The following is a 26,298-nucleotide window of genomic DNA, read 5'->3' as shown; positions in this document are numbered from 1 at the left end:
CATCCCGTACCTGGGGGCTCCGCCCCCAGACCCCCGTATCGGCCTGAACGGCCTCGTCCTCAAACGCCGGACGGGCTGATTCTCAGCCCGTCCGGCGTTTGAGGAGCGGGGGCGGCGGGGGCGAAAACCCCCGGCCTCAGCCGAAGAAGACGCCGACCTCCTTGTACAGCTTCGGGTCCACCGTCTTCAGGCGGGCCGTGGCGTCCGCGATCGGGACGCGGACGATGTCGGTGCCGCGCAGGGCGACCATCTTGCCGAAGTCGCCGTCGCGGACGGCCTCGATGGCGTGCAGACCGAACCGGGTGGCGAGCCAGCGGTCGAAGGCGCTGGGAGTGCCACCGCGCTGGATATGACCGAGGACCGTCGTACGGGCCTCCTTGCCGGTGCGCTTCTCGATCTCCTTGGCCAGCCACTCACCGATCCCGGACAGCCGGACGTGTCCGAAGTCGTCCAGCGACTCGTCCTTGAGGACCACGTCCCCGTCCTGCGGCTTCGCTCCCTCGGAGACCACCACGATCGGCGCGTACGAGGCCTTGAAGCGGGACGTGACCCAGGCGCAGACCTGGTCGAGGTCGAAGGGCTGCTCGGGGATGAGGATGACGTTCGCGCCGCCCGCGAGCCCGGAGTGGATCGCGATCCAGCCCGAGTGCCGGCCCATGACCTCGACGACGAGGACGCGCATATGCGACTCGGCGGTGGTGTGGAGGCGGTCGATGGCCTCCGTGGCGATGTTGACGGCCGTGTCGAAGCCGAAGGTGTAGTCGGTGGCCGAGAGATCGTTGTCGATGGTCTTGGGTACGCCGACGCAGGGGACGCCGTGGTCGTCCGAGAGAGTGGCGGCGAACCCGAGGGTGTCCTCGCCGCCGATCGCGATCAGCGCGTCGACCTCCTGCTTCGCGAGGTTCTCCTTGATCCGGCGGACGCCGTTCTCGGCCTTGAGGGGGTTGGTGCGCGAGGAGCCGAGGATGGTGCCGCCACGGGGCAGGATGCCGCGCACGGCCGGGATGTCGAGCTGAATGCTGTCGCCCTCGAGCGGACCACGCCAGCCGTCCCGGAAGCCGGTGAAGTCATAGCCGTACTCCTGTACGCCCTTGCGCACGATGCCCCGGATGACGGCGTTGAGTCCGGGGCAGTCGCCGCCTCCGGTCAGTACTCCGACCCGCATGGAAATGTCCCTTCGCCGCGGTTGCCTGGTAACGCTCACGCTAATCGTGATCCAGGTCACTCAGGCAGGGAAGGGGAGGTCAATTCTGGTGAATTGTGTGGGCGTTGATCATCCGCCTTCACTCGAAGGTGTAGCGCGGACAACTGGGTTTACGCGTGTTCACTCGTCGTCGAGACCGCGTTCTATCGCGTACCGCACCAGCTCCACGCGGTTGTGCAGCTGGAGCTTGCCCAGGGTGTTCTGGACATGGTTCTGCACGGTGCGGTGGGAGATGACGAGGCGCTCGGCTATCTGCTTGTAGCTCAGCCCCTTGGCGACCAGGCGCAGCACCTCGGTCTCGCGGTCGGTGAGCTGCGGGGCCTTGGGCCCGTCGGCTCCCGGGGCGGGGGCCGGCTCGGAGGCCAGGCGGCGGTACTCACCGAGGACCAGGCCCGCGAGGCCGGGCGTGAAGACGGGGTCACCGACAGCCGTGCGGCGCACCGCGTCGATCAGCTCCTCCGTGGAGGCCGACTTGAGCAGATAGCCGGTGGCTCCGGACTTGACCGCCTCCAGGACGTCGGCGTGCTCGCCGCTCGCGGAGAGGACCAGGACACGCAGGGCGGGATTGCCTCCGACGAGTTCCTTGCAGACCTGGACGCCGGGCTTGGCGGGCAGGTTGAGGTCGAGCACGAGGACATCGGGGCCGGCGGCCTGGGCCCGGCGCACCGCCTGCTCGCCGTCGCCCGCCGTGGCGACCACGTCGAAGCCGGACTCGCTCAGGTCCCGGGCGACCGCGTCCCGCCACATGGGGTGATCGTCCACCACCATGACCTTGATCGGGCCCCGCTGCTCACTCATCACCACTCCACCTTCGCCATGGCTTCCCTCGCCTCTGTCATCGCCGGCCCGCCTCCACCACGGACCCCGGACTCCGCCGTCGTCGTCATCGCGCCCCTGAATCTTTCGGCACCTTGAGTTCGACCTCGGTGCCCTGGCCCGGGATCGAGATCAGGTCGGCTGTGCCGCCGATGTCGCGGAGCCGGCCACGGATGGACAGGGCCACACCGAGGCGGCCCTCGCCCTCGGCCTGGGCCAGGCGGCCCTCCGGGATGCCCGGGCCGTCGTCGCGTACGGTCACGATCACCGCGTCCGGCTCGTCCTCGACGAGGATCCAGGCGCGGGCGTCCTCGCCGGCGTGCCGGTGGACGTTGTCGAGGGCGGCACCGACAGCGGCCGCCAGCTCCTTCGCCGCGGCCGGGGCGAGCGGCACGGGGGCGCCCGGCTCGGAGAAGGTCACCTTCGCGGTGGCGTACGGGGCGAGCAGCGCGCGCAGGTCGCAGGGGCCGTCCTCGTCGGACTCGTCGGGCTCGTCCACCGCACGCACCACCGCCCCCTGGGCCGCGTCCTCAGAGATCCGGGAGGCCGGCAGTCCGCCCGAGACCAGCGTGCGCAGCGCCACCTCCTGCTCGCCCGCCATACGGCCCAGCTCCGCGGCGTCGCCGCCGAGCGCGGAGCCGCGCCGCTGCACCATGGCGAGCACCTGGAGGACGCCGTCGTGGATGTCGCGGGCCAGCCGCTCCCGTTCGCGCGTCGCGGCCTCGATCTCCAGGGCGCGGGCGAGGGTGCGCTCGGAGGCGCGGGCGACCTCGACGACGTACCCGATGGCGATGGACGCGACCCAGACGAGCAGCACGTTGTGGAGCGTGTCCTGGCTGAGGGCCTGGCGCTGCACGACGTTGGCGATGCCGACCAGCGTCGACGCGAAGGCGGCCCAGCGCCAGCCGCCCTTGATCGCGTACGCCAGGACCGCGCCCGCGGTCCATATCGACGGCAGCGTGGGGCCACCGCCCACGATCCGGTCGTGGGAGTCCGCGACCGGGGTGAGCAGGATGCCAGTGAGCGCGACGGTCAGGTCGGCGGCGAGGAACGGCTTGGTGCAGCTCGCCGCGCCCGCGACCTTGGGCAGGGTCGCCAGGGTCCACACGAAGAGCACGGCGAGGTAGGCGATGGCCACTTGGGGCCGCGCGAACTTGTCGTACGCGGAGACGAAGAGCCCGATCGCGTAGCACATCGTCAGTACGCGGTAGGCGGTGAGCGCGCGCCACAGCGGCTGCTCGACCGACATCCTCATGACTCTCTCGCGCTTGGCCATGTCCCCCATCCCCCCACCCCAGACGGACGCGTCTAGGAGCCGGACCGTTCCTGCTCGCCCTTGTCGCCCTTGCCGTCCTTGTTGTCCCTATCGGCCGAATTGTCGGCCGTCTTCTCGGCTTCCTTGCGCGCCTGACCGGCCTGCTTCTGGGCCTGCTTCTCCGCCTTCGCCGCCTCCGCGATCTGCCGTTTGGCGGCGGTCGCGTAGATGTCGACGTACTCCTGGCCGGAGAGCTTCATGATTTCGTACATGACCTCGTCGGTCACGGCACGCAGCACGAACCGGTCGTGTTCCATGCCCTGGTAGCGACTGAAGTCCAGCGGCTTTCCGATGCGGATGCCCGGGCGCATCAGCTTCGGGAGGACCTTGCCGGGCGGCTGGATCTTCTCGGTGTCGATCATGGCGACCGGAATGACCGGCGCGCCGGTGGCGAGCGCCACGCGCGCGAGGCCGCCGGGCTTGCCCCGGTAGAGGCGGCCGTCGGGCGAGCGCGTGCCCTCGGGGTAGATACCGAACAGCTCGCCGCGCTCGATGACGTCGATACCGCTCTTGATCGCCGCCTCACCCGCGCCACGCGCTCCGGAGCGGTCCACCGGCAACTGACCGACCCCCTTGAAGAAGGCGGCGGTCATCCGGCCCTTGATGCCGGGCGTCGTGAAGTACTCGGCCTTCGCGATGAAGGTCACCTTGCGGTCCAGGACCGCGGGCAGGAAGAACGAGTCCGAGAACGACAGGTGATTGCTCGCCAGGATGGCGGCGCCCTCGGCGGGAATGTGCTCGAGGCCTTCCACCCAGGGCCTGAAGGCGAGCTTCAGGGGCCCTCCGATGGAAAACTTCATTGCGCCGTAGATCACCCGAGTGCCTCCTGTGTCCGTAGATCAGACCTTAACCCGGAGCGCTGCCAATGGGCCCGACGGCCCTGGTCGGTGTCAGTGCCGTCGCGTACGGTGAAGTACGCCTCGAAGTCTCGGGGTGATCGTCGCGTCGCCCCTTTCCGATGAACAGGAGACCGAAGGTGCCGGTCCTTCCTGGAGCCGAGCCGTACCGCCACGAGGGCGGAGAGGTGGGTGTCCTCCTCTGTCACGGCTTCACCGGTTCCCCGCAGCCGCTGCGCCCCTGGGCGGAGCATCTGGCGGAGCGCGGTCTGACGGTCTCGTTGCCGCTGCTGCCGGGCCACGGCACACGCTGGGAGGACATGCGGCTCACCGGCTGGCAGGACTGGTACGCGGAGGTGGACCGCGAGCTGCGCGCCCTGCGTGAGCGCTGCACCCGGGTCTTCGTCTTCGGGCTGTCCATGGGCGGCGCGCTCGCGCTGCGGCTCGCGGCCAAGTACGGGGAAGAGGTCAGCGGCATCGTCGTCGTCAACCCGGCGAACAAGGTGCACGGCCTGTCGGCGCGTGCCCTCCCGGTACTCAGGCACTTCGTGCCTACGACGAGGGGCATCACCAGCGACATCGCGAAGGACGGCGAGGTCGAAGTCGGCTACGACCGGGTGCCGCTGCAGGCCGCGCACTCCCTGCGGAACTTCTTCCGGCTGGTCGACGGCGAACTGCCGCAGGTCACGCAGCCGATGCTGCTTCTGCACAGCGTCCAGGACCATGTCGTACCGCCCGCCGACTCGGCGCGCGTCCTCGGCCGGGTGTCTTCCACGGACGTCACGGAGATCCTGCTGGAACAGAGCTACCACGTGGCGACGTTGGACCACGACAGGGAGCGGATTTTCGAGGAGAGCTTCGCCTTCGTCGACCGGATCACGGCCGGCCCGGGCAAGGAGGCCGAGTCGGGACGGGCGGACGAGGCCGACGGGACAGACGAGGCCGACGGGACAGACGAGGCGGACGGGACAGACAGGGTGGATCAGGTGGGTCAGGTGGGTCAGCAGGAAGGGACGGCCACTGGTGGCTGAGCACGACGCGGACCGCGAGCCCGACGAGAAGGACGCGCCGACCGGCGAGGAGCAGGGCCCGTCGTTCGATGAGGATGCCGCGTGGGCGGCGATCGTCGCCGGGTACGGCGAGGAGCCGCCGGACCCGCCCGGCGCCAAGCCCTTCAAGTCGGTGGAGGACCTGGCACTCCTGGACCCGAAGACCAACGACCCCAAGCCCAAGGACACCGAGGACACGAAGGGCGCCAGGGACTCCAGGAGCGCCAAGGACTCCGAGGACACCGAAGCGGACGCCGAGGACTCCGCTTCGGAAGACGAGCCCGCGTCCGGAAAGCCGCTCGGCAGCTCCGTCGCCTTCGCGCCCGGCGTCGCGGGTCCCCGTGACTACAGCACGCCCGAGCCCGCCGAGGACGACTTCGACGAGGACGACGAGGGCCACTTCGTGCCGCCCGAGCCGCCCCCGCTGCCCACCGCGGACACCACGGCCAAGTTCGCCTGGCTCGCCGTGCTCGGCGGCCCGATCCTGCTCCTGCTCGCCGTCCTGCTCGGCTGGAACATGACCTGGTGGCTGACCACCCTCGGCATCGGCGGCTTCCTCGGCGGCTTCGTCACGCTGGTCGTCCGGATGCGCCCCGACGACGAGGACGACGACGACCCGGGACGCGGCGCCGTGGTCTGACGCCTCGCAGTGCACCGGCGCCCTCCGACACTCCGGTCGCCCCAATGGCCCTAGGCGACGGGAATTCTCAGGGCGGCCAGCACCGGCAGGTGATCCGTGGCCGCCCGCAGATCGGCCTCGGTGACTCCCGGGACGGCGCGAGGCACGCCGCAGCCGAGAACCTCGATGCCCTTCGTGGCGAAGATCGCGTCGATGCGCTGGTGGGGGTCCGTCGGCGTCGAGGTGTACTCGGCACCCCAGGGAGCGGCCACCCAGCAGTCCTGAAGACTGGCGGCGAGGCGCCGGAACGTGCGCCCGTTCGGCCGTTCGTTGAGGTCGCCGCCCGCGATCGCGTACGGGACGTCGAGCGCGGCCAGCCGGTCGAGGAGCATGCCGCCCTGCTCGTACCGCTCGTCCTTCTGCAACGACAGATGACAGCTCAGTACGCCGACCCGCGCGCCCCCGAAACGTACGACCGCCGTGGCGAATCCGCGCCGGTGCAGACCCGGCGTGAGCGGCAGCAGTACGTCCTCGGTCCGCTCGATCGTCGCGCGGAGCGAACAGAGCAGCGCGGGCCCCGACGCGGTGGCCCCACCCGACAGGATCACCTGCCCCGACGCGGCGGCGAGGCGGGCAAGTTTCTTGCGCCAGCGGAAGAAGCGCGGCGCCTCCTGGACCAGTACGAGGTCGGGTTCGCAGGCGCTGATCACCCGGGCGAGGGCGGCGGTGTCGTCGCGCATCGAGCGGATGTTGTAGCTCAGCACCCGGATGACGGCCGAACCGTCCGGCTCGGTACGGGCGTTGGGCAGCGGGGTCGTCGCCATGCCGATCAAGATACGCCGCAATTTTTCCGGCGCGGTGCTTCTCCGAGGCGCTGCGGCCGGTGTCGAGAGCACGAGCGTGCTCGCGCTCTCGACACCGGAACGCCGCTTCGGTTCACTCGCCGGTGCCGCCCGACGGCGGACCGGTGCCGCCCGAAGGCGGGGTCTCACATGATCGGGTCCGGCTCCCGAGCCAGGTCCGCGGCGCCGACCAGGCCCGCCTCATTGCCGAGCTGGGCGGCGATGACGTCGGCGACGGGGCGCCAGTTGCCGCCGACGAGCCAGCGCCGGTAGGACTTGCGGATCGGGTCGAGGACCAGCTCGCCCTCGTCCGAGAGACCGCCGCCGACGATGAACGCGGAAGGGTCGAAGAGCGAGGCCAGGTCGGCGAGTCCGGCGCCGGCCCAGCGGGCCAGCTCGCGGTAGGAGTCCACCGCCACCGGGTCGCCCTGTCTCGCCGCCATCGAGATGTGCTTGCCCTCGATGCCGTCGGGGGTGCCGTCCCCGAGCGAGAGCAGGAGCTCCGCGTTCTCGGGCGTCGCGTTGGCCCTCTGTTTCGCGTACCGGACGAGGGCGCGCCCGGAGGCGTACTGCTCCCAGCAGCCCTGACTGCCGCAGCCGCACAGCAGACCGTCCGGGACCATCCGGATGTGGCCGAACTCGGCGGCGACGCCGAAGTGGCCCCGGCGCAGCTTGTTGCCGATGATGATGCCGCCGCCCAGGCCGGTGCCCAGGGTGATGCAGATGACGTTGCGGTGGCCCTTGCCTCCGCCGAACTTGTACTCGCCCCAGGCGGCCGCGTTCGCGTCGTTCTCCACGACGACGGGCAGGCCCACCCGGCGCTCGACCTCTTGCTTCAGCGGCTCCTGCCGCCAGTCGATGTTCGGCGCGAAGTAGACCGTGGAGCGCTGACGGTTGACGTATCCGGCGGCGCCGATGCCCACGCCCACGATCTCGTGCCCGGCCCGGGCACCCTCGACGGCAGCGGCGATGGCGTCCACGATGGCCTGCGGCGTGTTGGGGGTCGGTACCTTGAAGGTCGAGAGGATGTTGCCTTCCTCATCGACCACGCCGGCCGCGATCTTCGTGCCGCCGATGTCGACGCCGATGGTGAGTCCCATGAATCCCTCAGTTCCGGTCGAGCCCCGCTACGGCCAACCGTACCCGAGCGGCTTCAGTCCAGGTCGATGTGTTCCCCGGGACCGGACTCCTCGCCGGGCCCCTCGGGGCCGGAGTCGCGGGTCCAGCGTCGCTCCTGGGCCTCGACCGCGGAGCGGTACGCGGCCAGCAACTCGGAGCCGGCCGCGGCGAGGTGGTCGAAGACGTCGGGGTTGCGCTCTATGACGGGCTCGACGGCGGCCTTGGCCTGCTGCACCACCTGGTTCACCATCTGCTGGGCGGCGCCGCCTGCCACCGCGCCGAACAGCGGCGACTGCAGGCCGGACAGCCTGTCGGCGACGGTGTCGACCAGCTTGCGCAACTCCTCGGCGGCCGACCCCGGGGGCCGGCCGTACTGGCCGCGGCGGCGGGCCTTCTCCGCGGCGAGGTCCTCCGCGCACGCCTTGGCCCAGGCATCGGCGTCGGTCGCACGCTCCCCCGGGTCCCCGGCTTCGCTCGACCAGCGGGGACCCCCACCGTCGAGCGCGTCCTCCGAGGCGTCGGACGTGGGGCGCTCATCGCTCATGGCGGACTCCAAGCATTGGCTCTGTACCACTCGACGTTACCCGAACGGGGGGACGCCGTTCACCGTGCCCGCGCCCATGGATCGGGACTCGGCCACCGGCCCCAGGGGAGCGGGCCCCGGCCTGACTCGACCCGGACCAGGCCGAACCCGGCCGGACGCACGGCGGGACGTGGTCACCCGTCCTGCGGCCACAGGGCCGGGTCGGGTGCGAAACGGATGCGCAGTTCGCCGTCGCGCAGGGCGGCGCCGTCCACGGTGCAGCGGCGCAGGGCCGACGGGAGCGGGACGATCCGGCGGAACTGCCCGGCGGTGACGACGACTTCGTCACCGCGCCGGATGAGCTCGAGCTCCTCGCGTACGGCGCCGGGGAGCGGGATGTGCCATACGAGGACTCGGCCGACGCCGTCGTCGGCGAGCCGGTCGGCCACCGTCCACGCGACGGGCGGCGGGACGTCGCCGACTCCGGGCACGGGGAGCTCGGCGAGATCGTCCGTGCCGCGCGGATCGCGGCCGAGATGCGGGACCTCACAGACGTCGTACGTCTCGCGCCACTCGTCCAGGGCCTTGCCCTGCTGGGCCGCGAGGGCCGCGAGCCAGGTGTCGGGGGACGCGTCGGGCAGGACCCGGTTCGCGACCAGGGCATCGGCGCGCAGGCCGCGCAGCGCGAGGCCGGTGGTGGCGGTGCGTACGGCGTCGGTGCCGGCCGGGCCCGGCTCGGCGACCAGGCGTACGGTCGTCGCCCGGTCCGCCATGACCGCCTCGACGGCGCCCAGTTCGAGGTCCCAGCGGGCGGCCGTCTCGTACAGCCAGTCCGCGGGCATCGGGACACCGGCGAGCCGGCCGAGGACGGGGCGCAGGGCGCGCGCCGCCTGGCGCTCCGCGGGCAGCAGGCGGCGGAGATAGCGGCGCAGCTGTTCGGGGAGCGCGAGCAGGGCGAGTGCCTGCGGGGCGGGAGGCAGGTCGACGACCAGCAGGTCGTGCGTCTCGGCCGTCGCCGCGTCGCGCATGGCGCGCAGCAGGGCGAGTTCCTCGGCACCGGGGAGCGGGGTGAGTTCCTCGGATTCGAGGCGGGTGGCACCCAGCAGGTCCAGGGCGGAGGCCGCGCGGTCCTGGAAGGCGAGGAGGTCCTCCCGGAAGCTGTCCGTGGCGTCGGGACGCCAGGCCGTCAGCCCCGGGGCGACTTCGACGGGTTCCCGGCCGGTGGGCGTGCCGAGGACGGCGCCGAGGCTGTCGGTCAGGTCCGCGCTCAGTACGAGCGTGCGGGTGCCCTGGCGGGCGGCCTTCACGGCGGTGGTGGCGGCGACCGTGGTGCGGCCGCTGCCGCCGGGGCCTGTGATCAGGATGGTGCGCATACGCTCCGCTCGGGGGGTACTTACGGTTGAGCCGTTTTGCAGCGGCGCCCGGTGTTGTCGGGCTGTGCCCACCCTCCCCCAAGCTCTCGGCTTCGCTCGAGCAGGGGGGACCCCCATCGCCCTGCGGAACGACTGCCCACAGCGGTAGCGGAACGGGTGCCCACAGCGGTAGCCGGCGGTAGGCAGCGGTGGCTACTCGCCCCCGGCCTCCACCCTCTTCTTCAGGCCCGCCAGGGCCCGGTCGATGATGACCTTCTCCGCCTTGCGCTTGATCATGCCGAGCATGGGGATCTTGACGTCGACCGTCAGCTGGTACGTGACCTCGGTCGCGCCCGCCCCTGCGGGCTTGAGAATGTACGAGCCGTCGAGTGACCGCAGCATCTGGGACTTGACGAGAGTCCAGGAGACCTCGTGGTCGCCGGTCCAGGTGTAGGCCAGGGTCTGGTCGTCCTTGATGGCGCCGGCGTCCATGACGAGGCGCACCTGCTCGGCGCGGCCCTGGTCGTCGAGGGCGAGTACCTCCGCCTCCTTCACCTCGCCGGTCCAGTCCGGGTAGCGCGCGAAGTCGGCGATCACCCCCATGACATCGGCCGGTGCCGCCTCGATCGTGATGCTCGAGCTGGTGTATTCCGCCATCGCCGTGGCTCCTCCAGATGCGGTCCGGAAAGGGGGTACTTCTCAGGTCTTACCTGTGGATTCAGCGTGAAGGCTACCGCGCGGAGGGCGACTGACCATCCTCGGCCCACTACCACTCCAGAACCCACGGCTTCCCGGATCCGGCGAAGTGCCCGACGTTGACGCACTCGGTCGCGCCCACCCGCATCCGCCGCGCCAGCGGCTGATGGACGTGACCGAAGAGCGAGTACCGCGGCCGGGTCCGCCGGATCGCGTCCAGCAGGGCCCGGCTCCCCCGCTCGAAGCGCCGCGCCACCGTGTCGTAGACGAGCTCGGGCACCTCCGGCGGAATGTGCGTGCACAGCACGTCGACCTCGCCGACGGCCTCGATCTTGGCCGCGAACTCCTCGTCGCTGATCTCGTACGGCGTCCGCATGGGTGTGCGCAGTCCCCCGCCGACGAAGCCGAACACCCGGCCGCCGATCTCGACGCGCTCCCCGTCGAGCACGGTGGTGCCGGGCCCGGCGTATTCCGCCCACAGGGTCGGCATGTCGACATTGCCGTACGTGGCATACGTCGGCGTGGGGAACGCGGCGAACAACTCGGCGTACTGCTTGCGTACGGCCTTCTCGATGGCGGGGCCGCGGTCGACGCCCGCCCACAGGCCGCGGCCGAACTCCCGCGCCTCCTCGTAACGACGGGCGGTGCGCAACTCGACGAGGCGGTCCGCGTTCTCGGCACCGAACAGATCGGGGAAGATGCCGCGCGAGTGGTCGGCGTAGTCGAGGAAGAGCACGAGGTCGCCCAGGCAGATCAGGGCGTCCGCGCCGGCACCGGCTCTGGCCAGGTCACGGGCGTTCCCGTGCACGTCGCTCACGACGTGGATCCGCGTCCTTCGGGTGCCGTCTTGTGTACCTGCCATGGCGATCAAGGGTAAGGCTGTGCAGCAAACGTGTGTAGACGTGGTCGGATCTGCAGTTACTTCCGCATCAGTAATCGCGTGGACTACCGTGCGTGGAGGAACGCCCACGCGTGTGACGCAGGGAACATCTCGTCGGACCCCCCTGTCGTAGGGGTGGTACTGGCGGGTAACGTCCGGGCAGTCCATTCGTGCTCAGGGTTTCAACCATTGAGTCCCCGAGCACCTGCCCGACCCTTGGACCGCTCCGTCGCAACACACGAGGTCGTGGCGTCGGCGCCCTATGAGGAGCAGCAGTCTTGCGCGAGTTCAGCCTTCCGGCTTTGTACGAGGTCCCTGCGGACGGCAATCTGACCGACATCGTCCGCAGAAACGCCGCGCAGCACCCGGATGTCGCGGTCATCGCCCGCAAGGTGGGCGGCACTTGGACGGACGTCACGGCCACCGAGTTCCTCGCCGAGGTGCAGGCCGCCGCCAAGGGCCTGATCGCGTCGGGCGTGCAGCCGGGCGACCGGGTCGGCCTGATGTCCCGTACCCGCTACGAGTGGACGCTCCTCGACTTCGCGATCTGGAGCGCGGGCGCGGTCACCGTGCCGGTGTACGAGACCAGTTCACCGGAGCAGGTGCAGTGGATCCTCAGCGACTCGGGCGCGACCGCCTGCGTCGTGGAGCTGGACACGCACGCCGCGTCCGTCGAGTCGGTGCGCGACCGGCTGCCCGAGCTGAAGCACGTCTGGCAGATCGAGGCCGGAGGCGTCGAGGAACTGGGCCGCGCGGGCCAGGACGTGACCGACGAGACGATCGAGGAGCGCAGCTCCACGGCCCGGGCCGACGACCCGGCGACGATCGTCTACACCTCGGGCACCACGGGCCGCCCCAAGGGCTGTGTGCTGACTCACCGCAGCTTCTTCGCCGAGTGCGGGAACATCGTGGAGCGACTGCGCCCCCTGTTCCGTACGGGCGACTGCTCGGTCCTTCTCTTCCTCCCGCTCGCGCATGTCTTCGGGCGGCTCGTGCAGGTGGCGCCGATGATGGCGCCGATCAAGCTGGGCACCGTACCGGACATCAAGAACCTCACCGACGAACTCGCCTCGTTCCGGCCGACATTGATCCTCGGGGTGCCGCGGGTCTTCGAGAAGGTCTACAACTCGGCGCGGGCCAAGGCGCAGGCCGACGGCAAGGGCAAGATCTTCGACAAGGCGGCGGACACGGCGATCGCGTACAGCCGCGCGCTCGACACCCCCTCGGGCCCGTCCGTCGGCCTGAGGATCAAGCACAAGGCCTTCGACAAGCTCGTCTACAGCAAGCTGCGCGCGGTGCTCGGCGGCAGGGGCGAGTTCGCGATCTCGGGCGGCGCCCCGCTGGGCGAGCGCCTCGGGCACTTCTTCCGCGGCATCGGCTTCACCGTCCTGGAGGGCTACGGCCTGACGGAGTCCTGCGCGGCCACGGCCTTCAACCCCTGGGACCGGCAGAAGATCGGCACGGTCGGCCAGCCGCTGCCCGGCTCGGTGATCCGCATCGCGGACGACGGCGAGGTGCTGCTGCACGGCGAGCATCTGTTCAAGGAGTACTGGAACAACCCGGGCGCGACCGAGGAAGCCCTGGCCGACGGCTGGTTCCACACCGGTGACATCGGCACTCTCGACGAGGACGGCTATCTCCGGATCACCGGCCGCAAGAAGGAGATCATCGTCACCGCGGGCGGCAAGAACGTCGCCCCGGCCGTGATCGAGGACCGCATCCGGGCGCACGCGCTGGTCGCGGAATGTATGGTCGTCGGCGACGGACGCCCTTTCGTGGGCGCGCTGGTCACCATCGACGAGGAGTTCCTGGGCCGTTGGGCCGACGAGCACGGCAAGCCGGCCGGGTCCACCGCGGCGTCGCTGACTGAGGATCCGGATCTGCTGGCGGCGATCCAGATCGCTGTCGAGGAGGGCAACGCCGCGGTGTCGAAGGCGGAATCGGTGCGGAAGTTCCGCATTCTGCCCTCCCAGTTCACCGAGGATTCGGGCCACCTCACGCCGTCCCTGAAGCTCAAGCGCAATGTGGTGGCGAAGGACTACGCGGACGAGATCGAGGCGATCTACCGGGGCTGAGCCCCTGCCCGGTCCGTCGTCATGGCGCGGTGTCCTCGACCAGGACCCGCGCCATCGTCCGTTCCGCGAGCGCGGTGATCGTCAGGAACGGGTTGACCCCGATCGACCCGGGCACGAGCGAGCCGTCGGTGACGTACAGCTTCGAATAGCCCTTCACCCGGCCGTAGTCGTCCGTCGCCTTCCCCAGCACGCAACCGCCCAGCGGGTGGTACGTGAAGTCGTCGGCGAAGACCTTGTTGGACGAGCCGAACAGGTCGTACCGGTAGATCGTGGAGTTGGCCGAGTTGATCCGGTCGAAGAGCTTCTTGGCCATGGAGACGGACACCGCGCTCTGGGCGGCGCTCCAGCCGAGCTTCGCCGAGTCGGTCGCGGAATCGTACGTGAACGAGGCGCGCTGGGGATTCTTGGTGATCGCGAGGTAGAGGCTGACCCAGTGCTCCAGTCCCGTGGGCAGCGGGGCGATCTCGGCGAAGACGGGATTGGACGTGTTTCCCCAGTCGTCGATGCCCATGACGGGCATGGTGGACTGGTTCTCGCCGACGGTGTCCCACAGGTGGTTGGCGCGGCCGAACATCACGTTGCCATTCGTGCCCCAGCCGGTACCGACGCTCGCGTTCAGGGCGGGCAGGGTGCCGGTCTCCCGGGCCCGCACCAGGAGTTCGGTGGTGCCGAGGCTGCCGCCGCCGAGGAAGAGGTACGTACAGCCGTACTCCTTGGTCTCGACGACCTTGCCGGTGCCGTCGATCCGGTCGACGGTCACGACGTACGTCCCGTCGCTCACTCTGCGTATGCCCTTGGCCCGCTCCATGGTGTGGATGGTGACGTTGCCGGTGCCGAGTGCCGAGGCCAGGTAGGTCTTGTCGAGGCTGCGCTTGCCGTGGTTGTTGCCGTAGATGACCTCGCCGGCGAGCGCGGACTTGGTGGCGGTGCCGGCGGCCTCGCGCTGCATATGACCGAAGTCGTAGACGCTCGGGACGAAGGTGGTCTTCAGGCCGGCGTTCTGGGCGTGTTTGCGGGAGATCCGGGTGAAGCGGTACCACTCCGTGGACTCGAACCAGGCGGGGTCGATGGTGTTGACGCCGAGCACGGAGCGGGCGCGCGGGAAGTACGTGCTGTACATCTCGGCGGTGTCGACCGTGGGGAACTGCTCGGCGAAGTACGACTGGAGCGGTGTGACGGCCATGCTGCCGTTGACCAGTGAGCCACCGCCGACGCCCCGGCCCACGAACACGGACATGTTGGCGAAGCGGACGCGGTCGAGGACGCCGGGGTAGAGGCTGATGTCCTTGTTGACGACGTCCAGCCACAGGAAGGTGGCGAGCGGCGCCTCGGTGCGCGTGCGGAACCACATGGATCTCTCGTCGGGCGTTCTGGTGGAACAGAACACCTTGCCGTCCTTGCCGGGGGTGTTCCAGAGTCCGCCCATCTCGATGACGAGCGTGCGGATGCCGGCCTGGCCGAGGCGCAGGGCGGCCACGGCGGCGCCGTAGCCGGACCCGATCACGATGGCCGGGGAGTTGTCGACGGCCGGCGGCTCGGCGGCGTGCGTCGACTGGAGCCCGATGCGGGTGAGGCCGAGGGCCGCGGCTGTCTGGAGAGCGGCCATACCCAGGATTTGACGACGCGTCAGGCGACCTCTCGGGTGACCTGACGCCAGCTGACGATGGGTCAGTTCTTCTGTCATGTGCGCAGCATGGGCGGATTTCCGACGTCCGCCTAGAGGGTGCGCAAATATCCCTTGTCGCCGGGCAGGGCCCTACAGCAACGCCTGCAACTTCTCCGCCAGCAGGTCCCACCGCCACTTCTCCTCGACCCACTCGCGGCCCCGCTCGCCCATCCGGCGCCGCAGCTCCGCGTCGCCGAGGAGGGTGACGACGCGGTCGGCGGTCGCCTCCGGGGAGCCGCCCCGGACGACCCAGCCGGTCTCGCCGTCGAGCACCGCGTCCGGAGCGCCACCGGAGTCGCCGGCGACGACGGGCAGACCGGTCGCGGAGGCCTCCAGGTAGACGATGCCGAGGCCCTCGACGTCGAGCCCGCCCCTGCGGGTGCGGCACGGCATGGCGAAGACGTCACCCGCGCCGTAGTGGGCCGGCAGCTCGGACCAGGGCACGGCTCCGGTGAAGCGCACGGAGTCGGCGACCCCGGTGTCGTACGCGAGGCGGCGCAGCTCCTTCTCGTACGGCCCGCCGCCGACGAGCAGCAGGACGGCGTCCGGTTCCTTCGCGAGGACGCGTGACATGGCGAGGATGAGCGTGTCCTGACCCTTGCGCGGCACGAGCCGCGAGACGCAGACCACCACCGGGCGGTCGGTGAGGCCCAGGCGGGCGCGCACCTCGGCGCCGCCCGAACCCGGGTGGAAGGTCTTCTCGTCGACGCCGGGCGGCAGCTGGACCATGCGGTCCGCGGCCGCGGGCGTCAGCGCGGTGGCGATCCGCGAGCGGGTGTACTCGCCGAGGTAGGTGATCGTGTCCGTGGACTCGCCGATCCTGCGCAGGAGCCCGCGTGAGGCCGGCAGCTGGGCCCATCCCGCCTCGTGACCGTGGGTGGTGGCCACGAGGCGCTCGGCGCCGGCCCTGCGCAGCGCGGGCGCCATCAGGCCGAGCGGCGCCGCCGCCCCGAACCACACCGACGTACAGCCGTGCCCCCGCAGCAGTCCCGCGGCCCGCCGTGTGACGCCCGGCGTCGGCAGCAGCATCGTCGTGCGGTCGCGTACGACGGTGAAGGGCTGCTCGGCGTCGAAGGCGGCGGTCGCCTCGACGCCCTCGCGGCCGCGCTTCCACGTGGACGCGTAGACGATGAGCCGCTCGGGGTCAAGGCGCAGCGCCATGTTGTGCAGGAAGGCCTGGATGCCGCCGGGTCTGGGCGGAAAGTCGTTGGTCACGATCAGGGTCTTGTGCATCGTGGTCGACAGTACCGAACGCGCGCTCCCGGCTCCGCGTGGCCGTGCTTCCGGCTTCCCACGGCCGCGCTTCATGGCTGTCGCACAGCCGGAGGGGGGATCATGGCCGCGAACGGATTCGCACGTAGAGGCTGGGTGGGCATGACAGGCACACAGAGATGACCGGCGCACAGGGAGCGAGGGTTCCGTACGCGCTGCTCGGAGTCTGGGCCCTGACCAGGCTCGTACTGCTGCTCTTCGTCTTCAAGGTGTTCGTGTTCCCGGGGCCGGACGTCACGAGCGACGTCTCGGTGATCTACCACGGCTGGTACGAGACCCTGCGCAAGGGCGCTTTCCCGCTGAACGACGTGACCTGGCAGTACCCGCCCGCCGCCGCGTTCGCGATCGCCTCCCCCGCGCTGCTGCCTTTCCTGGGCTATGCGTCGGCGTTCTTCGTCCTCGCCTTCCTCGCCGATCTGTTCGTCCTCGTCCTGCTCGAGTACGCGGGCGGACGCCCCGGCAAGACGCCCCGCGGCGCCTGGGTGTGGGCGGTGGGCGTGCCGCTGCTCGGGCCGACCGTGTACGCCCGCTATGACGTGATGGTCACGGCCGTCGCGGTGGCGGCGCTGCTCGCGGGCCTACGGCACCCACGGGTGCTGGGCGTGCTCGTGGGCCTCGGCGCGATGGTGAAGGTGTGGCCGGTGCTGCTGCTGTGGGGCGTCAGGAAGCGGAAACCCTGGGTCTCGGCGGCGGGGACGGCCGCGTCACTGTCGCTGCTGTTCGCCGTGGCGATGCCCGGCGCGTTCGCGTTCCTGGCCTTCCAGCGCGACCGGGGCACGGAGGTCGAGTCGCTCGGCGCGCTCGTCTTCCATATCGCCCGCCACTTCGGCTGGAACGGCAAGGTGCTGCTCAACTACGGTTCCGTGGAGTTCGTCGGCCCGTACGTCGATGTCGTGAGCACGGCCGCCCTGCTGCTGACCGCGGTCGCCTTCGGCTGGCTGCTGATGTGGCGGCTGCGCGCCCAGCGGTTCCAGCCGCACACGGTCGCGGACGCCGCGTTCGTGGCCGTCCTCATGTTCACGGCCACCAGCCGGGTCGTCAGCCCGCAGTACATGGTGTGGCTGGTCGGTCTCGCGGCGGTGTGCCTGGTCTTCCGCGGCAGCCGGATGGTCCTGCCCGCCGGACTGGTACTGGCCGCGGCCTTCGTGACCGTCCTGGAGTTCCCGCTCTGGTTCGCGCACGTGGTGGCCAGTGACGCACTGGGCATCACGCTGCTCGTGGTACGCAACGGTCTGCTGGTCGCCGCGGCGACGACCGGGGCCGTACGCCTGTGGCGCGACACGGTGCCGTACGCGCCCCCGACGCCACTGCCCGGTCAGGCCGCCCGCACCAGGGAGCCGCTGGTTTCCTGACGGCGCAGAACCGGCCGCAGCGCGGCGCACCGCACCGCCATGGAGAGGGATCGGCGGGATCAGCCGGATCAGCCGAGTTGAGCCCTGAGGTACGCCTGCCACTGCTCGGTGAAGTTCCGCGGCGTCGTACCCAGCACGTCCCGCATCGCGCCCTCCACCGCGCCTTCCCGCGTCCGGTGCGCGCCCACGGCCCGGTAGAACTCGCCGAGCCGCACCTCGCCCCACCGGTCCGCGATCAGGCGGCAGGCCAGCCAGCCGCTCTCGTACGCCCGCGCCAGCTTCACCGCGTCCCCGCCGAACCCGAAGTCCGCGTCGTCCGGCAGCCCGGCGGGGACCTGCCCCTCTCCTACCGCGCGCCGCAGCTCGGGCGCGGCCTCCGCCGCCGAGCGGCCGGTGCCGCGGTAGCCGACCCAGTCCGCGTACCCCTCGGAGAGCCACAGGGGCGTCGCCGCCGAGGTCCGGGCGCGGGTCGCGACATGGGTCGTCTCGTGGGTGAGCACGACCTGCCGCCCGAAGGAGCCGAGGACGCCGTACGCGTCGGGGTTGACGATGATCCGGTCCGCGGGCGCCTTCGGCGCGCCCCCCACCTCGCCCGTGGTGACGGCAGCGATCCCCCGGTACCCGGACGCGGCCGCCCCGAGCAGCCCCGCCATCTCCTCCAGCGACTGCGGTACGAGGACGACGACCCGCCCCGACCAGTCCCCGCCCCACGCCTCCCGCACGGCGGGCACCGCGCGGTCGGCCAGGTGCGCGTACCCGCTCAGCGCCTCGTCGCTCTGCCCGACGCCGAGGACGAGGCTGTGCTCCCCCCGTGCGACCCGGACGGTTCCCTGCTCCCACAGCTGCTCGCCGGCGTCCTCGGCGGGCCGGTCGGAGGCGACGTACCAACGGCCGTCGGTGCGTATGAGGCTCAGCGTGCGGGCGGTGACGACGGGTGCCCTGTCGTAGCCGTCGATGCGGTAGCGGAGGTCCGCCGCGACCGTGGCGCGGTCGCCGGAGCGGTGGAAGCCGGTCACGCGGTACGACCAGGCCGCCAGCGGAACGGTCCGCAGCCGCGTGAACTCGGTGCGGGCGGCGGCCCGTTCCCCGGCGGCGACGGCGCTCGGCACCTCCGTGGCGACATACGCGCCCGCGTCGCGGTCGAGCACCGCCTGCGCCCGCCGGTCGAGCAGATGCCGGACATCAGCGCTCGTGGTGTCGGCGCCGACGCCACCCGCGCCGCCGCAGCCCACCAGGCCGGCCAGCAACAGCCCTGCTATCCATCTCGGCGCCCGCCCACGACCAGCCACGTTCCCGATCGTACGGTGCCCGCCCCGCGGGGTCAGGGCCGCGTTACGGCCGAGATCGGCATCATGTCCACGGGGTCGTAGCGCACGGGAGCGCCCGGGTAGGGCGCGTGGATCACCTGTCCGTTGCCCATGTACATCGCGACATGGCTGGCGTCGCTCCGGTAGGTGATCAGGTCGCCGGGCCGCGCCTGCGAGAGCGGCACCTGCTGCCCGGCGTTGCGCTGGGCCTGCGAGGTGCGCGGCAGACCGACGCCCGCCTGCGCGTACGACCACTGCATCAGGCCCGAACAGTCGAAGCCGGCGGGCCCGTTGGCACCCCAGATGTACGGGCGGCCGAGGGCCGCGCGGGCCGCGGCGACAGCGGCGGCCGCGCGCGAGGAGGACGGGGCGGCGCCGTCGAGATCCGGCACCCGCCCGGAACGGGAGGCTCGGTCGTAGGAGGCGCGCTCCCGGTCCGGCATCGCGTCGAGGAGCCGCCGCGCCGTGGCCAGTTTCCGCTCGACGGTGCTCTTGTGGTGGACGACGGCCTTGCGGCTCTTCTCCAGCTCGGCGAGTTTGCGGCGAGCCTCCGCGCGCTCCTGGGAGAGATCGCGCTGGGCCTCCTGGAGGTCCTTGAGTTCGCCGGCCTGATGGACGCCGATCCGGTCGAGCACGGCCGCCCTGTCGAGGTATTCGGCGGGGTTGTCGGAGAACATCAGGGCCAGCGAGGGGTCGAGGCCGCCCGAGCGGTACTGGGCCCCGGCGAGCGAACCGAGCGCGTCCCGCATGGTGTTGATGCGGCCCTGCTGCCGGGCGATCCGGTCCTGTGCCCTGGTCACCTGGCCGCGCAGGGTGTCCGCGCGCTCGTCGGCCTCGTTGTACGCCTCGGTGGCCCGCTCGGCCTGCTCGTACAGCCGGTCCACCTTGGCGCGTGTGTCGTCCTGCGGTGCGGCGCCGGCCGGAACGACCCCGAGGGCCGCGGCGGCGGCGGACAGCACGCAGAGAGTGGCGCTGGTGGCGCCCCGGTCGAGACCGGATGGTGCGGGACGGCGATGGGACCCCACGGGTTGCCGCTCTCCCTTCCGCTGACGGACCCCCTGAGTTGGGGGAAACGCGCCAGACAGTAACCGCGCGACTACGCCACGGCCAAAGTCCCCGTCGGATGCGGAAAACGCGATGCCCCGCCTCAGACGCAGGTCATCGGCGGGGCGTGCGGTCAGCGGGTGCTGCTGGAATTCCCTCGTTCGGGCGGCACGGCGGGCCGGCGAAGGAGAGCCGGACGGCGAGCGAAAGGAAGTCGAACAGCGAAGCGACGTCAGACGGCGAAGGGGCTCAGATACGGACGCCGAACTGGAAGGAACCGACGGTGTTCATCGACTCGTAGCGGACGACGGCGCCCGGCTTGGGGGCGTGCAGGATCGTGTTGTTGCCCGCGTAGAGGCCGACGTGCCCCAGGTTGTTGAAGAACACCAGGTCGCCGGGCTTGAGTTGGCTGCGGCCTATCTTCGTGCCGTCGTTCTGCTGCGTGTACGTGGTCCGGGTTATCGACACCCCGGCCTGGGCGTACGCCCACTGGGTGAGCCCGGAGCAGTCGTAGGAGTTGGGGCCGCTGCCACCGGAGACGTACGGCTTGCCGACCTGGGTGTCGGCGGCGGCGAGGGCGGCGGCTCCGCGCTCGGAGGCCGGTGCCTCGTTGCCGAGGTCGGCACGGTCCCCGGCGGAGCGGCTGGCGCGCTGCTCCTCGTCGGCCAGGGCCGCCTTCTCCTGCGCGGTCAGGGTGTTGAGGAGCTTCTGCGCCTCGGCGAGCTTGCTCTGGACTTCCTTCTTCTTCTTGCCGAGGGTCTCGCGGGTGTCGGCGAGGTCCTTGAGCTTCTCGGCGGCTTCCTTGCGCTGCTGGGCGAGGACCCGCTGCTTCGCCTGGACCTTCTTCAGCGTCTCGACCTGCTGAGAGCTCAGCTGGTCCATCGTGGACGCCTTGTCCAGGTAGTCGTCCGGGTCGGAGGAGAGGAAGAGCTGGACGGAGGGGTCGATGGCGCCCGTCCGGTACTGGGAGCTGGCCATCAGGCCGAGGCCGTCCCGCAGATCGTTGAGCTCGTCCTGGCCGCGCGCGACCTGGTCCTGGAGAGTTCCGATCTCCTTCTCGAGCTTGTCCTGCTTCTCCTTGGCCCCGTTGTACTTGTCGGTGGCCACCTCGGACTCGTGGTAGAGCTTGTCGACCTTGGACTTGACCTCGTCCTTGCTCGGCTTCTCGCTGGGCGCGGCGTTGGCCGCCTGCGAGGTGAGGGCCACGGCAGCAGCGGCGGCTGTGGTGAGCACGGTCACGCGGGTGCGGCTCGGCTGCTTCGGTCGACGGTGGGACGCCACGGAGGCGAGCTCCTTCTTACCTCAGCCGCCCACCGAAAACGCCGGTTGGCGGTGCCCCTCCACCGTCACTCCCGATGAGCGATCACCCGAGTGGAGGTTCGAGGGCAGACCCTAGTGACCTTCCTGTGATCAGATCAAATCCCCGCCGGAAAAAACTCGGTTACCCAGCGCATTCTTTGCACTCAATTCACATGCAGTAATGCGCGCTTGACGCTACGTTGCGTGAAGACTTCGCCAATCGGGGCAAGGTGCGCACAGGTTACGGTTGGGCCTTACGTTACCCATGGTGCGTAGATCACATATGGCCGACCGCCTTCGAGGCGACCGGCTCACCTGCCCGGAAAGCACCCGGCTCAACCCCGGGAAAGCCCGGCTCAGCCTCGCGAAAAACGCTTGAGCAGCACCGCCGAAGCCACCGGACGCGCCCCCGCCTTGGCCACCCCGTCGGCGACCTCGCGGTCGGTCGAGACGACGATGACGGGCCGGCCGGGCGGCTCGGCGCGCACCAGCTGGCGGATCAATTCGTCGGCGGTGACGCCGGCTTTGGAGAACAGCACGCGCACCCCGCGCGGCGGCGCCAGCAGCACCGGGGCGGCCAGCTCGGCCCCGTCGAAGACACAGGTGACCTCGGCGCCGGTCTGCGCGGCGAGCTGCGAGAGCTGACCGAGCAGCCGCAGACGCTGCTTCTCCAACGGCATCTGGGGATAGCCGGTCTTGGTGACGTTGTAGCCGTCGACGACCAGATGTGCCTGCGGCAGCGCGAGCAACTGGTCGAGGATCGCGGGGTCGTTTTCGGACAGCGCACGGGCGGCGATGTCCTTCGGGGTCATGCGTCCCGGTTCGACGGCGTCGACGGTCTCCGCGGGCCGCTGCGACACGGGCGGCAGGGCAAGCTCACGCCGTAGCCCCTGTGCCGCGTCGAGGACGGTGTCGAGCAGCAGCCGCAGGCGCATGTCCTCGACGCTGCGGCCCTCGCGAGCCGCCCTGCGGGCCGCTTCCAGGGCAGACTCGGCCTCGCCGAGCCGCGCCTTCAGCCGCCGGCTCTCGCTCTCGGCGGCGGACACCTGGGCCTGCCCTTCGGCCCGTACGGACTCGATCTCGCCCCGCACCTTCCGCAGGGCGGCCTCGCCGCGCTTTACGTCACTGAGGGCCGAGCGCAGCTTGCGGTGAAGCGATTCGGCTTCCTTCTTCGCCGAGTCCAGCTCCGCACGCAGCCGTTCGGTCTCGGCCCGGGTCTGGCCGCGGGCCTCGGCGAGCTCGTCGCGCAGGCGCTCCAGCTCGGCGCGGTTCTCCTCGTCGGCGCGCTCGGCGTCCGCCCGCTGGGCCTCCTCGCCCGCCGCGGTCACCAGCTTCACCCAGCCCGTGGGGCGGAGCACATAGGCCGCGGCCGCCACGTCCAGCGGGTCCGCGGCCGGGGGCGGCGAGCCTGAGTCGAGAGCGCCGCTGAGCTCCGGCTGGGCCTCTCTGAGCCGCTCGCCGATCCGCTGCCTGAAGAGCGGATCGGTCTCCAGGGCCGCGGCCATCGCGTTACCCGCGAACTTGGCACGGCGATTGGGGGCGAACCGGGCGTACTGCCGCAGCTGGGTGGGCAGTTCGGCGACGGTCAGATGGCCGAAACCGTCCGAGACGATCGATACGACTCTGCGGCGCACTCCGTCGGGCAGGGGGCGGTCGAGCACCTCAGCGGCGCCGTCGGCCGGCTCCCCGCCTGTGGTCTCCACCATCGGTCACCCCAACCGTCTCGACGGGGCCCGCTCCCTCAGGAGCCGGCTCCCGGCCTGTCCACCAGTTCCACCTGATCCACCGCGTTGCACCAGCGGCAGCGCACCGATTCGATGGTCTCACTGACCACCTCGCGCTCCTCGACCTTCGACTCACCGGCGAGGTCGAGGTGCACGTACTCGACAACCTTCGACGAACGGGTCACGTCGAAACGCGTGAGGTTGCCGCAGAGCGTGCAGCGCCACCGGGTCTCGGCGGTCGGCAGGGGAACCGTCATCGTGGCAGTCGCTCTCTTTCCTGGTGTTCGTGCCGCGCCAGTCTCCCTGGAGCGTGTGGCTCGTAACCCTACGGCCTGGCGGGTACTCGACGCCCGCCACCTGTGAGCGGCGAGGCACTCTGTGTAGTTCGGTCCTGTTACGTCATGATCTGCTCATGATCGGCAACTGGGGTGCGGCCTTCGTCCGGGCGGTCCGGAGCCAGTCCGCGCCGGTGACCTACGGACTGATCACCCTGTGCTGTCTGACCTTCCTGATCGGCCCGGCCTCGGGGCTCAGCCCCTCGTACGACACCGGTGACGAGCTCCTCTCCGCCCAGCGGGCCTATTTCGAACGCTGGGGCATCGTGCCCGTCGAACTGTTCAGCGGGTCTCCGCGGGCCGCCCTCACCCCGGCCACCGCGCTCTTCGTCCACGGCAGCTGGCTGCATCTGCTGGGCAACATGCTCTTCCTCTATGTCTTCGGGGCGATGGTCGAGGAGCGGATGGGTCATGTCGAGTTCGCGCTCTTCTATCTGGGCTGCGGTTATCTCGCCCTGCTCGGCTATGCGGCCACCCACGCCGACTCCGAGCAGACGCTGGTCGGCGCCTCCGGGGCGATCTCCGCGGTCCTCGGCGCGTTCCTTTACCTGTTCCCCAAAGCCCGGGTGACCAGTCTCTTCCCGTTCCTGTTCTTCCTGCCACTGCGTCTTCCGGCCTGGGTGGTCCTCCCGTTCTGGGTGTCGCTGCAGTGGCTGGCGGCGGGCCGCGCGCCCCAGGGCCCGGGGGTCGCTTACCTGGCGCACCTGATGGGCTTCTCGATCGGCTTCCTGTACTCGTGGGTGCGCTACGGCCGGACGGCTAGAGTGAAAACCCCAGCGACGGCCACCGAGGGAGAAAACCAGCCGTGATCACCGCGATCGTGCTCATCAAGACCAGTGTGGACCGGATCCCCGAGATCGCCGAGTCGATCGCCGCGCTGGACTCCGTCAGCGAGGTCTTCTCCGTGACCGGTACCTACGATCTGATCGCCATGGTCCGGGTGAAGGCCCACGACGATCTGGCGGACATCATTCCCGGGCAGATCAGCAAGATCCCGGGGGTGGAGGCGACGGACACGCATGTCGCGTTCCGTACGTACTCGCAGCATGACCTCGAGGCCGCGTTCGCCCTCGGGCTGGACAGCTGAGGGCCTTGTACGGCCGCAGGTCCTGGGTCGCCCGCATGAAGGGTTCTTCATCTCCGGCTCATGCGGGCGCCGCGCCGAGCACCGCAGCATCGGGCGCATGGTCTTCTCCCATCGGATGGCTGCCCTGGCCGCCGTCGTGGCGATTCCGCTCGGCATCGCCGCGACCAGCTACGCCCTGACCGACAGTCCTCAGTCCCCGAAAGTGCCGCCCAAGGTGGAACTGGACAGTGGCTCACCCTCGGCGAAGCCCAGGAAACCGACGCCGACGCCGACGCCCAGTGACGAGGTCGTCTCCCGGCCTCCGGTGAGCGACGCCCCCTCGGCCCCCGGGGACGACGATGACAACGGCGGCGCAGGTGACGGAGCGGACGACGACGGACCCGGCGACGACGGCTGAGCCCCCTGCCGTTCCCGTACGGCGGCGGCTCTCGGCCCGGGTCCGCATCCTGCTCTGGCTGCTGCTCGTGACGGCGGTCGCCTTCGCTGCGGTCGCCACGACCACTCGCTCGATACTGCTCCGGGACGTCGATGCCCGGGTCGCCGGACTGCTCGCCCAGGAGGCGGGCGAGTTCGCCCACTTCGAGGAGCGGGGTGTGGACCCCGAGACCGGGCGCCCCTTCACCGATCCACGACGGCTGCTGCGGGTCTTCCTCGAGCGGCAGTACGCCGATCCCGACGAGGAGTTGATGGGGCTCGCCGGACGGCCCGGCGCCGACCCCTCGACGATCGTCCAGGACCGCCGAATCCCCGTGGGGCTGCCGCTGCACCGGGACGAGACGGCCCTCCGTACGATCTTCGCGTCCCCGGACTCCACCGGTACGCTGCACCGCTCCGCCGGCGAGATCCGCTGGGCCAAGGTCGCCGTCGCCCGGTCCGGCGCCGCACCGGAGGCCGCCTTCGTGGTCGCCTTCCACCCGGAGCGCGAACAGGCCCGCGCGAACGAGGTGTTCCGCATCCTGATCGCCATCTCCTGCGTCGCCCTGCTGATGACGTCGGGCATCGGCTGGGTGGTGGCCGGGCGGATCCTCAAGCCCGTACGCCTGGTCCGTACGGCGGCCGCGCAGCTGACCGAGCAGGACCTGACCCGGCGTATCCCGGTGCGCGGCCGGGACGACGTGGCCGCGCTCGCCGAGACGTTCAACGCGATGCTGGACCGGCTGGAGCGCGCCTTCGCGGCCCAGCGCGAGTTCGTCGACGACGCGGGACACGAACTGCGCACCCCCATCACGATCGTGCGCGGCCATCTGGAGCTGATGGGCGACGATCCGGCGGAGCGCGAGGAGACCGTCCGGCTGGTCACCGACGAACTGGACCGGATGAGCCGCATCGTCGAGGACCTGCTGCTGCTCGCCAAGGCCGAACGCCCCGACTTCGTCACACCCGAACCCGTACAGCTCGCCGAACTCACCGCCGATGTCTTCGTCAAGGCCCGCGCCCTCGGCGACCGCCACTGGGAGCTGACCGAAGTCGCCGACGGGGAGGCCGAGTTGGACCCGCAGCGCATCACCCAGGCGATGGTGCAGCTCGCGCAGAACGCCGTGCAGCACACCGTCCCCGGCCAGACGATCCGCATCGGCTCGCGCGTCACCGGCTCGGACATCACCGGCTCGCACGACAGCGGCTCCCGCGTCGAGTTGTACGTCGCCGACTCCGGGCCGGGCGTGCAGCCGCAGGACGCCGAGGTGATCTTCGAACGGTTCCGCCGCGGCACCGCCCGGCGTGGCGCCCGGGGCAGCGGCGCGGGCCTCGGCCTGTCGATCGTCCGGGCGATCGCGGAGGGCCACCGCGGGCGGGTGGGTCTGCGGGAGACCGAGGGCGGCGGCGCGACGTTCGCACTCGTAGTCGTACTCGTACCGGAAGAGGAACGCACATGACGGGGTGTCCCG

Annotated in this window: 25 protein-coding genes; 8 read left to right on the top strand and 17 right to left on the bottom strand. The window is 70.7% G+C overall.

What is annotated here, in order from left to right; genetic code table 11:
• Positions 1–136 precede the first annotated feature (136 nt).
• The 4 genes from FE633_RS36945 to FE633_RS36930 form a co-directional block, all read right to left on the bottom strand.
• Positions 137–1,165, bottom strand: a complete 1,029-nt coding sequence (locus tag FE633_RS36945) for a 6-phosphofructokinase (protein ID WP_138049531.1) — start codon at positions 1,163–1,165, stop codon at positions 137–139.
• Between the two features lie 159 nt (positions 1,166–1,324).
• Positions 1,325–2,002, bottom strand: coding sequence for a response regulator (locus FE633_RS36940; protein WP_138049530.1), 678 nt, complete (start codon positions 2,000–2,002; stop codon positions 1,325–1,327).
• A gap of 85 nt (positions 2,003–2,087) precedes the next feature.
• Entirely contained in the window at positions 2,088–3,296 is a 1,209-nt protein-coding gene (gene macS / locus FE633_RS36935; RefSeq protein ID WP_425473276.1) for a MacS family sensor histidine kinase, read from the bottom strand.
• 32 nt (positions 3,297–3,328) lie between these two features.
• Positions 3,329–4,135: a lysophospholipid acyltransferase family protein gene (locus tag FE633_RS36930; RefSeq protein ID WP_171060278.1), complete on the bottom strand. Its 807-nt coding sequence runs from the start codon at positions 4,133–4,135 to the stop codon at positions 3,329–3,331.
• A gap of 176 nt (positions 4,136–4,311) precedes the next feature.
• Here FE633_RS36930 and FE633_RS36925 point away from each other — a divergent pair, with 176 nt between their 5' ends.
• Together FE633_RS36925 and FE633_RS36920 are read left to right on the top strand one after the other, a co-directional pair.
• Entirely contained in the window at positions 4,312–5,202 is an 891-nt protein-coding gene (locus FE633_RS36925; protein ID WP_138049527.1) for an alpha/beta hydrolase, read from the top strand.
• On the top strand, positions 5,195–5,860 hold the full coding sequence (locus FE633_RS36920) for a hypothetical protein (protein WP_138049526.1): 666 nt from the start codon (positions 5,195–5,197) through the stop codon (positions 5,858–5,860). The genes FE633_RS36925 and FE633_RS36920 overlap by 8 nt, the downstream gene beginning before the upstream one ends.
• A gap of 50 nt (positions 5,861–5,910) precedes the next feature.
• Here FE633_RS36920 and FE633_RS36915 read toward each other — a convergent pair whose 3' ends face one another.
• The 6 genes from FE633_RS36915 to FE633_RS36890 all read right to left on the bottom strand — a co-directional run bounded on the left by FE633_RS36915 (position 5,911) and on the right by FE633_RS36890 (position 11,233).
• Positions 5,911–6,663, bottom strand: coding sequence for an endonuclease/exonuclease/phosphatase family protein (locus FE633_RS36915; protein WP_138049525.1), 753 nt, complete (start codon positions 6,661–6,663; stop codon positions 5,911–5,913).
• A 164-nt stretch (positions 6,664–6,827) separates the two neighbouring features.
• The gene (locus FE633_RS36910) at positions 6,828–7,781 is read right to left on the bottom strand and encodes an ROK family glucokinase (protein WP_138049524.1); all 954 of its coding nucleotides are present in this window, start codon (positions 7,779–7,781) and stop codon (positions 6,828–6,830) included.
• Between the two features lie 53 nt (positions 7,782–7,834).
• Positions 7,835–8,344, bottom strand: a complete 510-nt coding sequence (locus FE633_RS36905; RefSeq protein WP_138049523.1) for a DUF5304 domain-containing protein — start codon at positions 8,342–8,344, stop codon at positions 7,835–7,837.
• A 173-nt stretch (positions 8,345–8,517) separates the two neighbouring features.
• Positions 8,518–9,696 carry an ArsA family ATPase gene (locus tag FE633_RS36900; protein ID WP_138049522.1) on the bottom strand — a complete coding sequence of 393 codons (1,179 nt, stop codon included), beginning with the start codon at positions 9,694–9,696 and terminating at the stop codon, positions 8,518–8,520.
• A 192-nt stretch (positions 9,697–9,888) separates the two neighbouring features.
• Complete coding sequence (locus tag FE633_RS36895; protein WP_119102952.1) at positions 9,889–10,332, bottom strand: SRPBCC family protein; 444 nt, start codon at positions 10,330–10,332, stop codon at positions 9,889–9,891.
• Positions 10,333–10,441: 109 nt separating this feature from the next.
• Positions 10,442–11,233 carry a metallophosphoesterase family protein gene (locus tag FE633_RS36890; protein ID WP_138049521.1) on the bottom strand — a complete coding sequence of 264 codons (792 nt, stop codon included), beginning with the start codon at positions 11,231–11,233 and terminating at the stop codon, positions 10,442–10,444.
• 296 nt (positions 11,234–11,529) lie between these two features.
• Here FE633_RS36890 and FE633_RS36885 point away from each other — a divergent pair, with 296 nt between their 5' ends.
• Positions 11,530–13,326: an AMP-dependent synthetase/ligase gene (locus FE633_RS36885; RefSeq protein WP_138049520.1), complete on the top strand. Its 1,797-nt coding sequence runs from the start codon at positions 11,530–11,532 to the stop codon at positions 13,324–13,326.
• 19 nt (positions 13,327–13,345) lie between these two features.
• Here the strand turns inward: FE633_RS36885 and FE633_RS36880 are convergent, their stop codons facing one another.
• Together FE633_RS36880 and FE633_RS36875 are read right to left on the bottom strand one after the other, a co-directional pair.
• A complete protein-coding gene (locus FE633_RS36880; protein ID WP_484422053.1) occupies positions 13,346–15,010 on the bottom strand; it encodes a GMC oxidoreductase in 1,665 nt (554 codons plus the stop codon).
• Positions 15,011–15,082: 72 nt separating this feature from the next.
• Positions 15,083–16,225 carry a glycosyltransferase family 4 protein gene (locus FE633_RS36875; RefSeq protein WP_138049518.1) on the bottom strand — a complete coding sequence of 381 codons (1,143 nt, stop codon included), beginning with the start codon at positions 16,223–16,225 and terminating at the stop codon, positions 15,083–15,085.
• 158 nt (positions 16,226–16,383) lie between these two features.
• On the opposite strand from FE633_RS36875, the gene FE633_RS36870 reads away from it, so the two are divergent.
• Positions 16,384–17,616 carry a glycosyltransferase 87 family protein gene (locus tag FE633_RS36870; RefSeq protein ID WP_138049517.1) on the top strand — a complete coding sequence of 411 codons (1,233 nt, stop codon included), beginning with the start codon at positions 16,384–16,386 and terminating at the stop codon, positions 17,614–17,616.
• A 68-nt stretch (positions 17,617–17,684) separates the two neighbouring features.
• Here the strand turns inward: FE633_RS36870 and FE633_RS36865 are convergent, their stop codons facing one another.
• From FE633_RS36865 to FE633_RS36845, 5 genes are all read right to left on the bottom strand, one after another.
• Positions 17,685–18,905, bottom strand: coding sequence for a hypothetical protein (locus FE633_RS36865; RefSeq protein ID WP_138049516.1), 1,221 nt, complete (start codon positions 18,903–18,905; stop codon positions 17,685–17,687).
• A 32-nt stretch (positions 18,906–18,937) separates the two neighbouring features.
• On the bottom strand, positions 18,938–19,948 hold the full coding sequence (locus tag FE633_RS36860) for a C40 family peptidase (protein WP_138049515.1): 1,011 nt from the start codon (positions 19,946–19,948) through the stop codon (positions 18,938–18,940).
• Between the two features lie 268 nt (positions 19,949–20,216).
• Complete coding sequence (locus FE633_RS36855) at positions 20,217–21,248, bottom strand: C40 family peptidase (protein ID WP_138049514.1); 1,032 nt, start codon at positions 21,246–21,248, stop codon at positions 20,217–20,219.
• A gap of 374 nt (positions 21,249–21,622) precedes the next feature.
• Positions 21,623–22,972: an NYN domain-containing protein gene (locus FE633_RS36850; RefSeq protein WP_138049513.1), complete on the bottom strand. Its 1,350-nt coding sequence runs from the start codon at positions 22,970–22,972 to the stop codon at positions 21,623–21,625.
• Positions 22,973–23,007: 35 nt separating this feature from the next.
• Positions 23,008–23,247 (bottom strand): hypothetical protein, encoded by a 240-nt coding sequence (locus tag FE633_RS36845; protein WP_138049512.1) that lies wholly within the window; start codon positions 23,245–23,247, stop codon positions 23,008–23,010.
• 155 nt (positions 23,248–23,402) lie between these two features.
• On the opposite strand from FE633_RS36845, the gene FE633_RS36840 reads away from it, so the two are divergent.
• From FE633_RS36840 to FE633_RS36825, 4 genes are all read left to right on the top strand, one after another.
• Positions 23,403–24,134 carry a rhomboid family intramembrane serine protease gene (locus FE633_RS36840; RefSeq protein WP_138049511.1) on the top strand — a complete coding sequence of 244 codons (732 nt, stop codon included), beginning with the start codon at positions 23,403–23,405 and terminating at the stop codon, positions 24,132–24,134.
• A complete protein-coding gene (locus FE633_RS36835) occupies positions 24,131–24,412 on the top strand; it encodes an Lrp/AsnC family transcriptional regulator (protein WP_033327388.1) in 282 nt (93 codons plus the stop codon). Before FE633_RS36840 ends, FE633_RS36835 begins: the two co-directional genes overlap by 4 nt.
• Positions 24,413–24,509: 97 nt before the next feature.
• Positions 24,510–24,809, top strand: a complete 300-nt coding sequence (locus tag FE633_RS36830) for a small secreted hydrophilic protein (RefSeq protein ID WP_138049510.1) — start codon at positions 24,510–24,512, stop codon at positions 24,807–24,809.
• The gene (locus tag FE633_RS36825) at positions 24,751–26,286 is read left to right on the top strand and encodes a sensor histidine kinase (protein WP_138049509.1); all 1,536 of its coding nucleotides are present in this window, start codon (positions 24,751–24,753) and stop codon (positions 26,284–26,286) included. The genes FE633_RS36830 and FE633_RS36825 overlap by 59 nt, the downstream gene beginning before the upstream one ends.
• Positions 26,287–26,298: the final 12 nt, after the last annotated feature.

It is taken from the genome of Streptomyces montanus (genome assembly GCF_005786655.1).
Lineage (GTDB): Bacteria > Actinomycetota > Actinomycetes > Streptomycetales > Streptomycetaceae > Streptomyces > Streptomyces sporangiiformans.
Note: the sequence above shows the minus strand (reverse complement) of the source record. Positions and strands in the feature narration are given on the sequence as shown.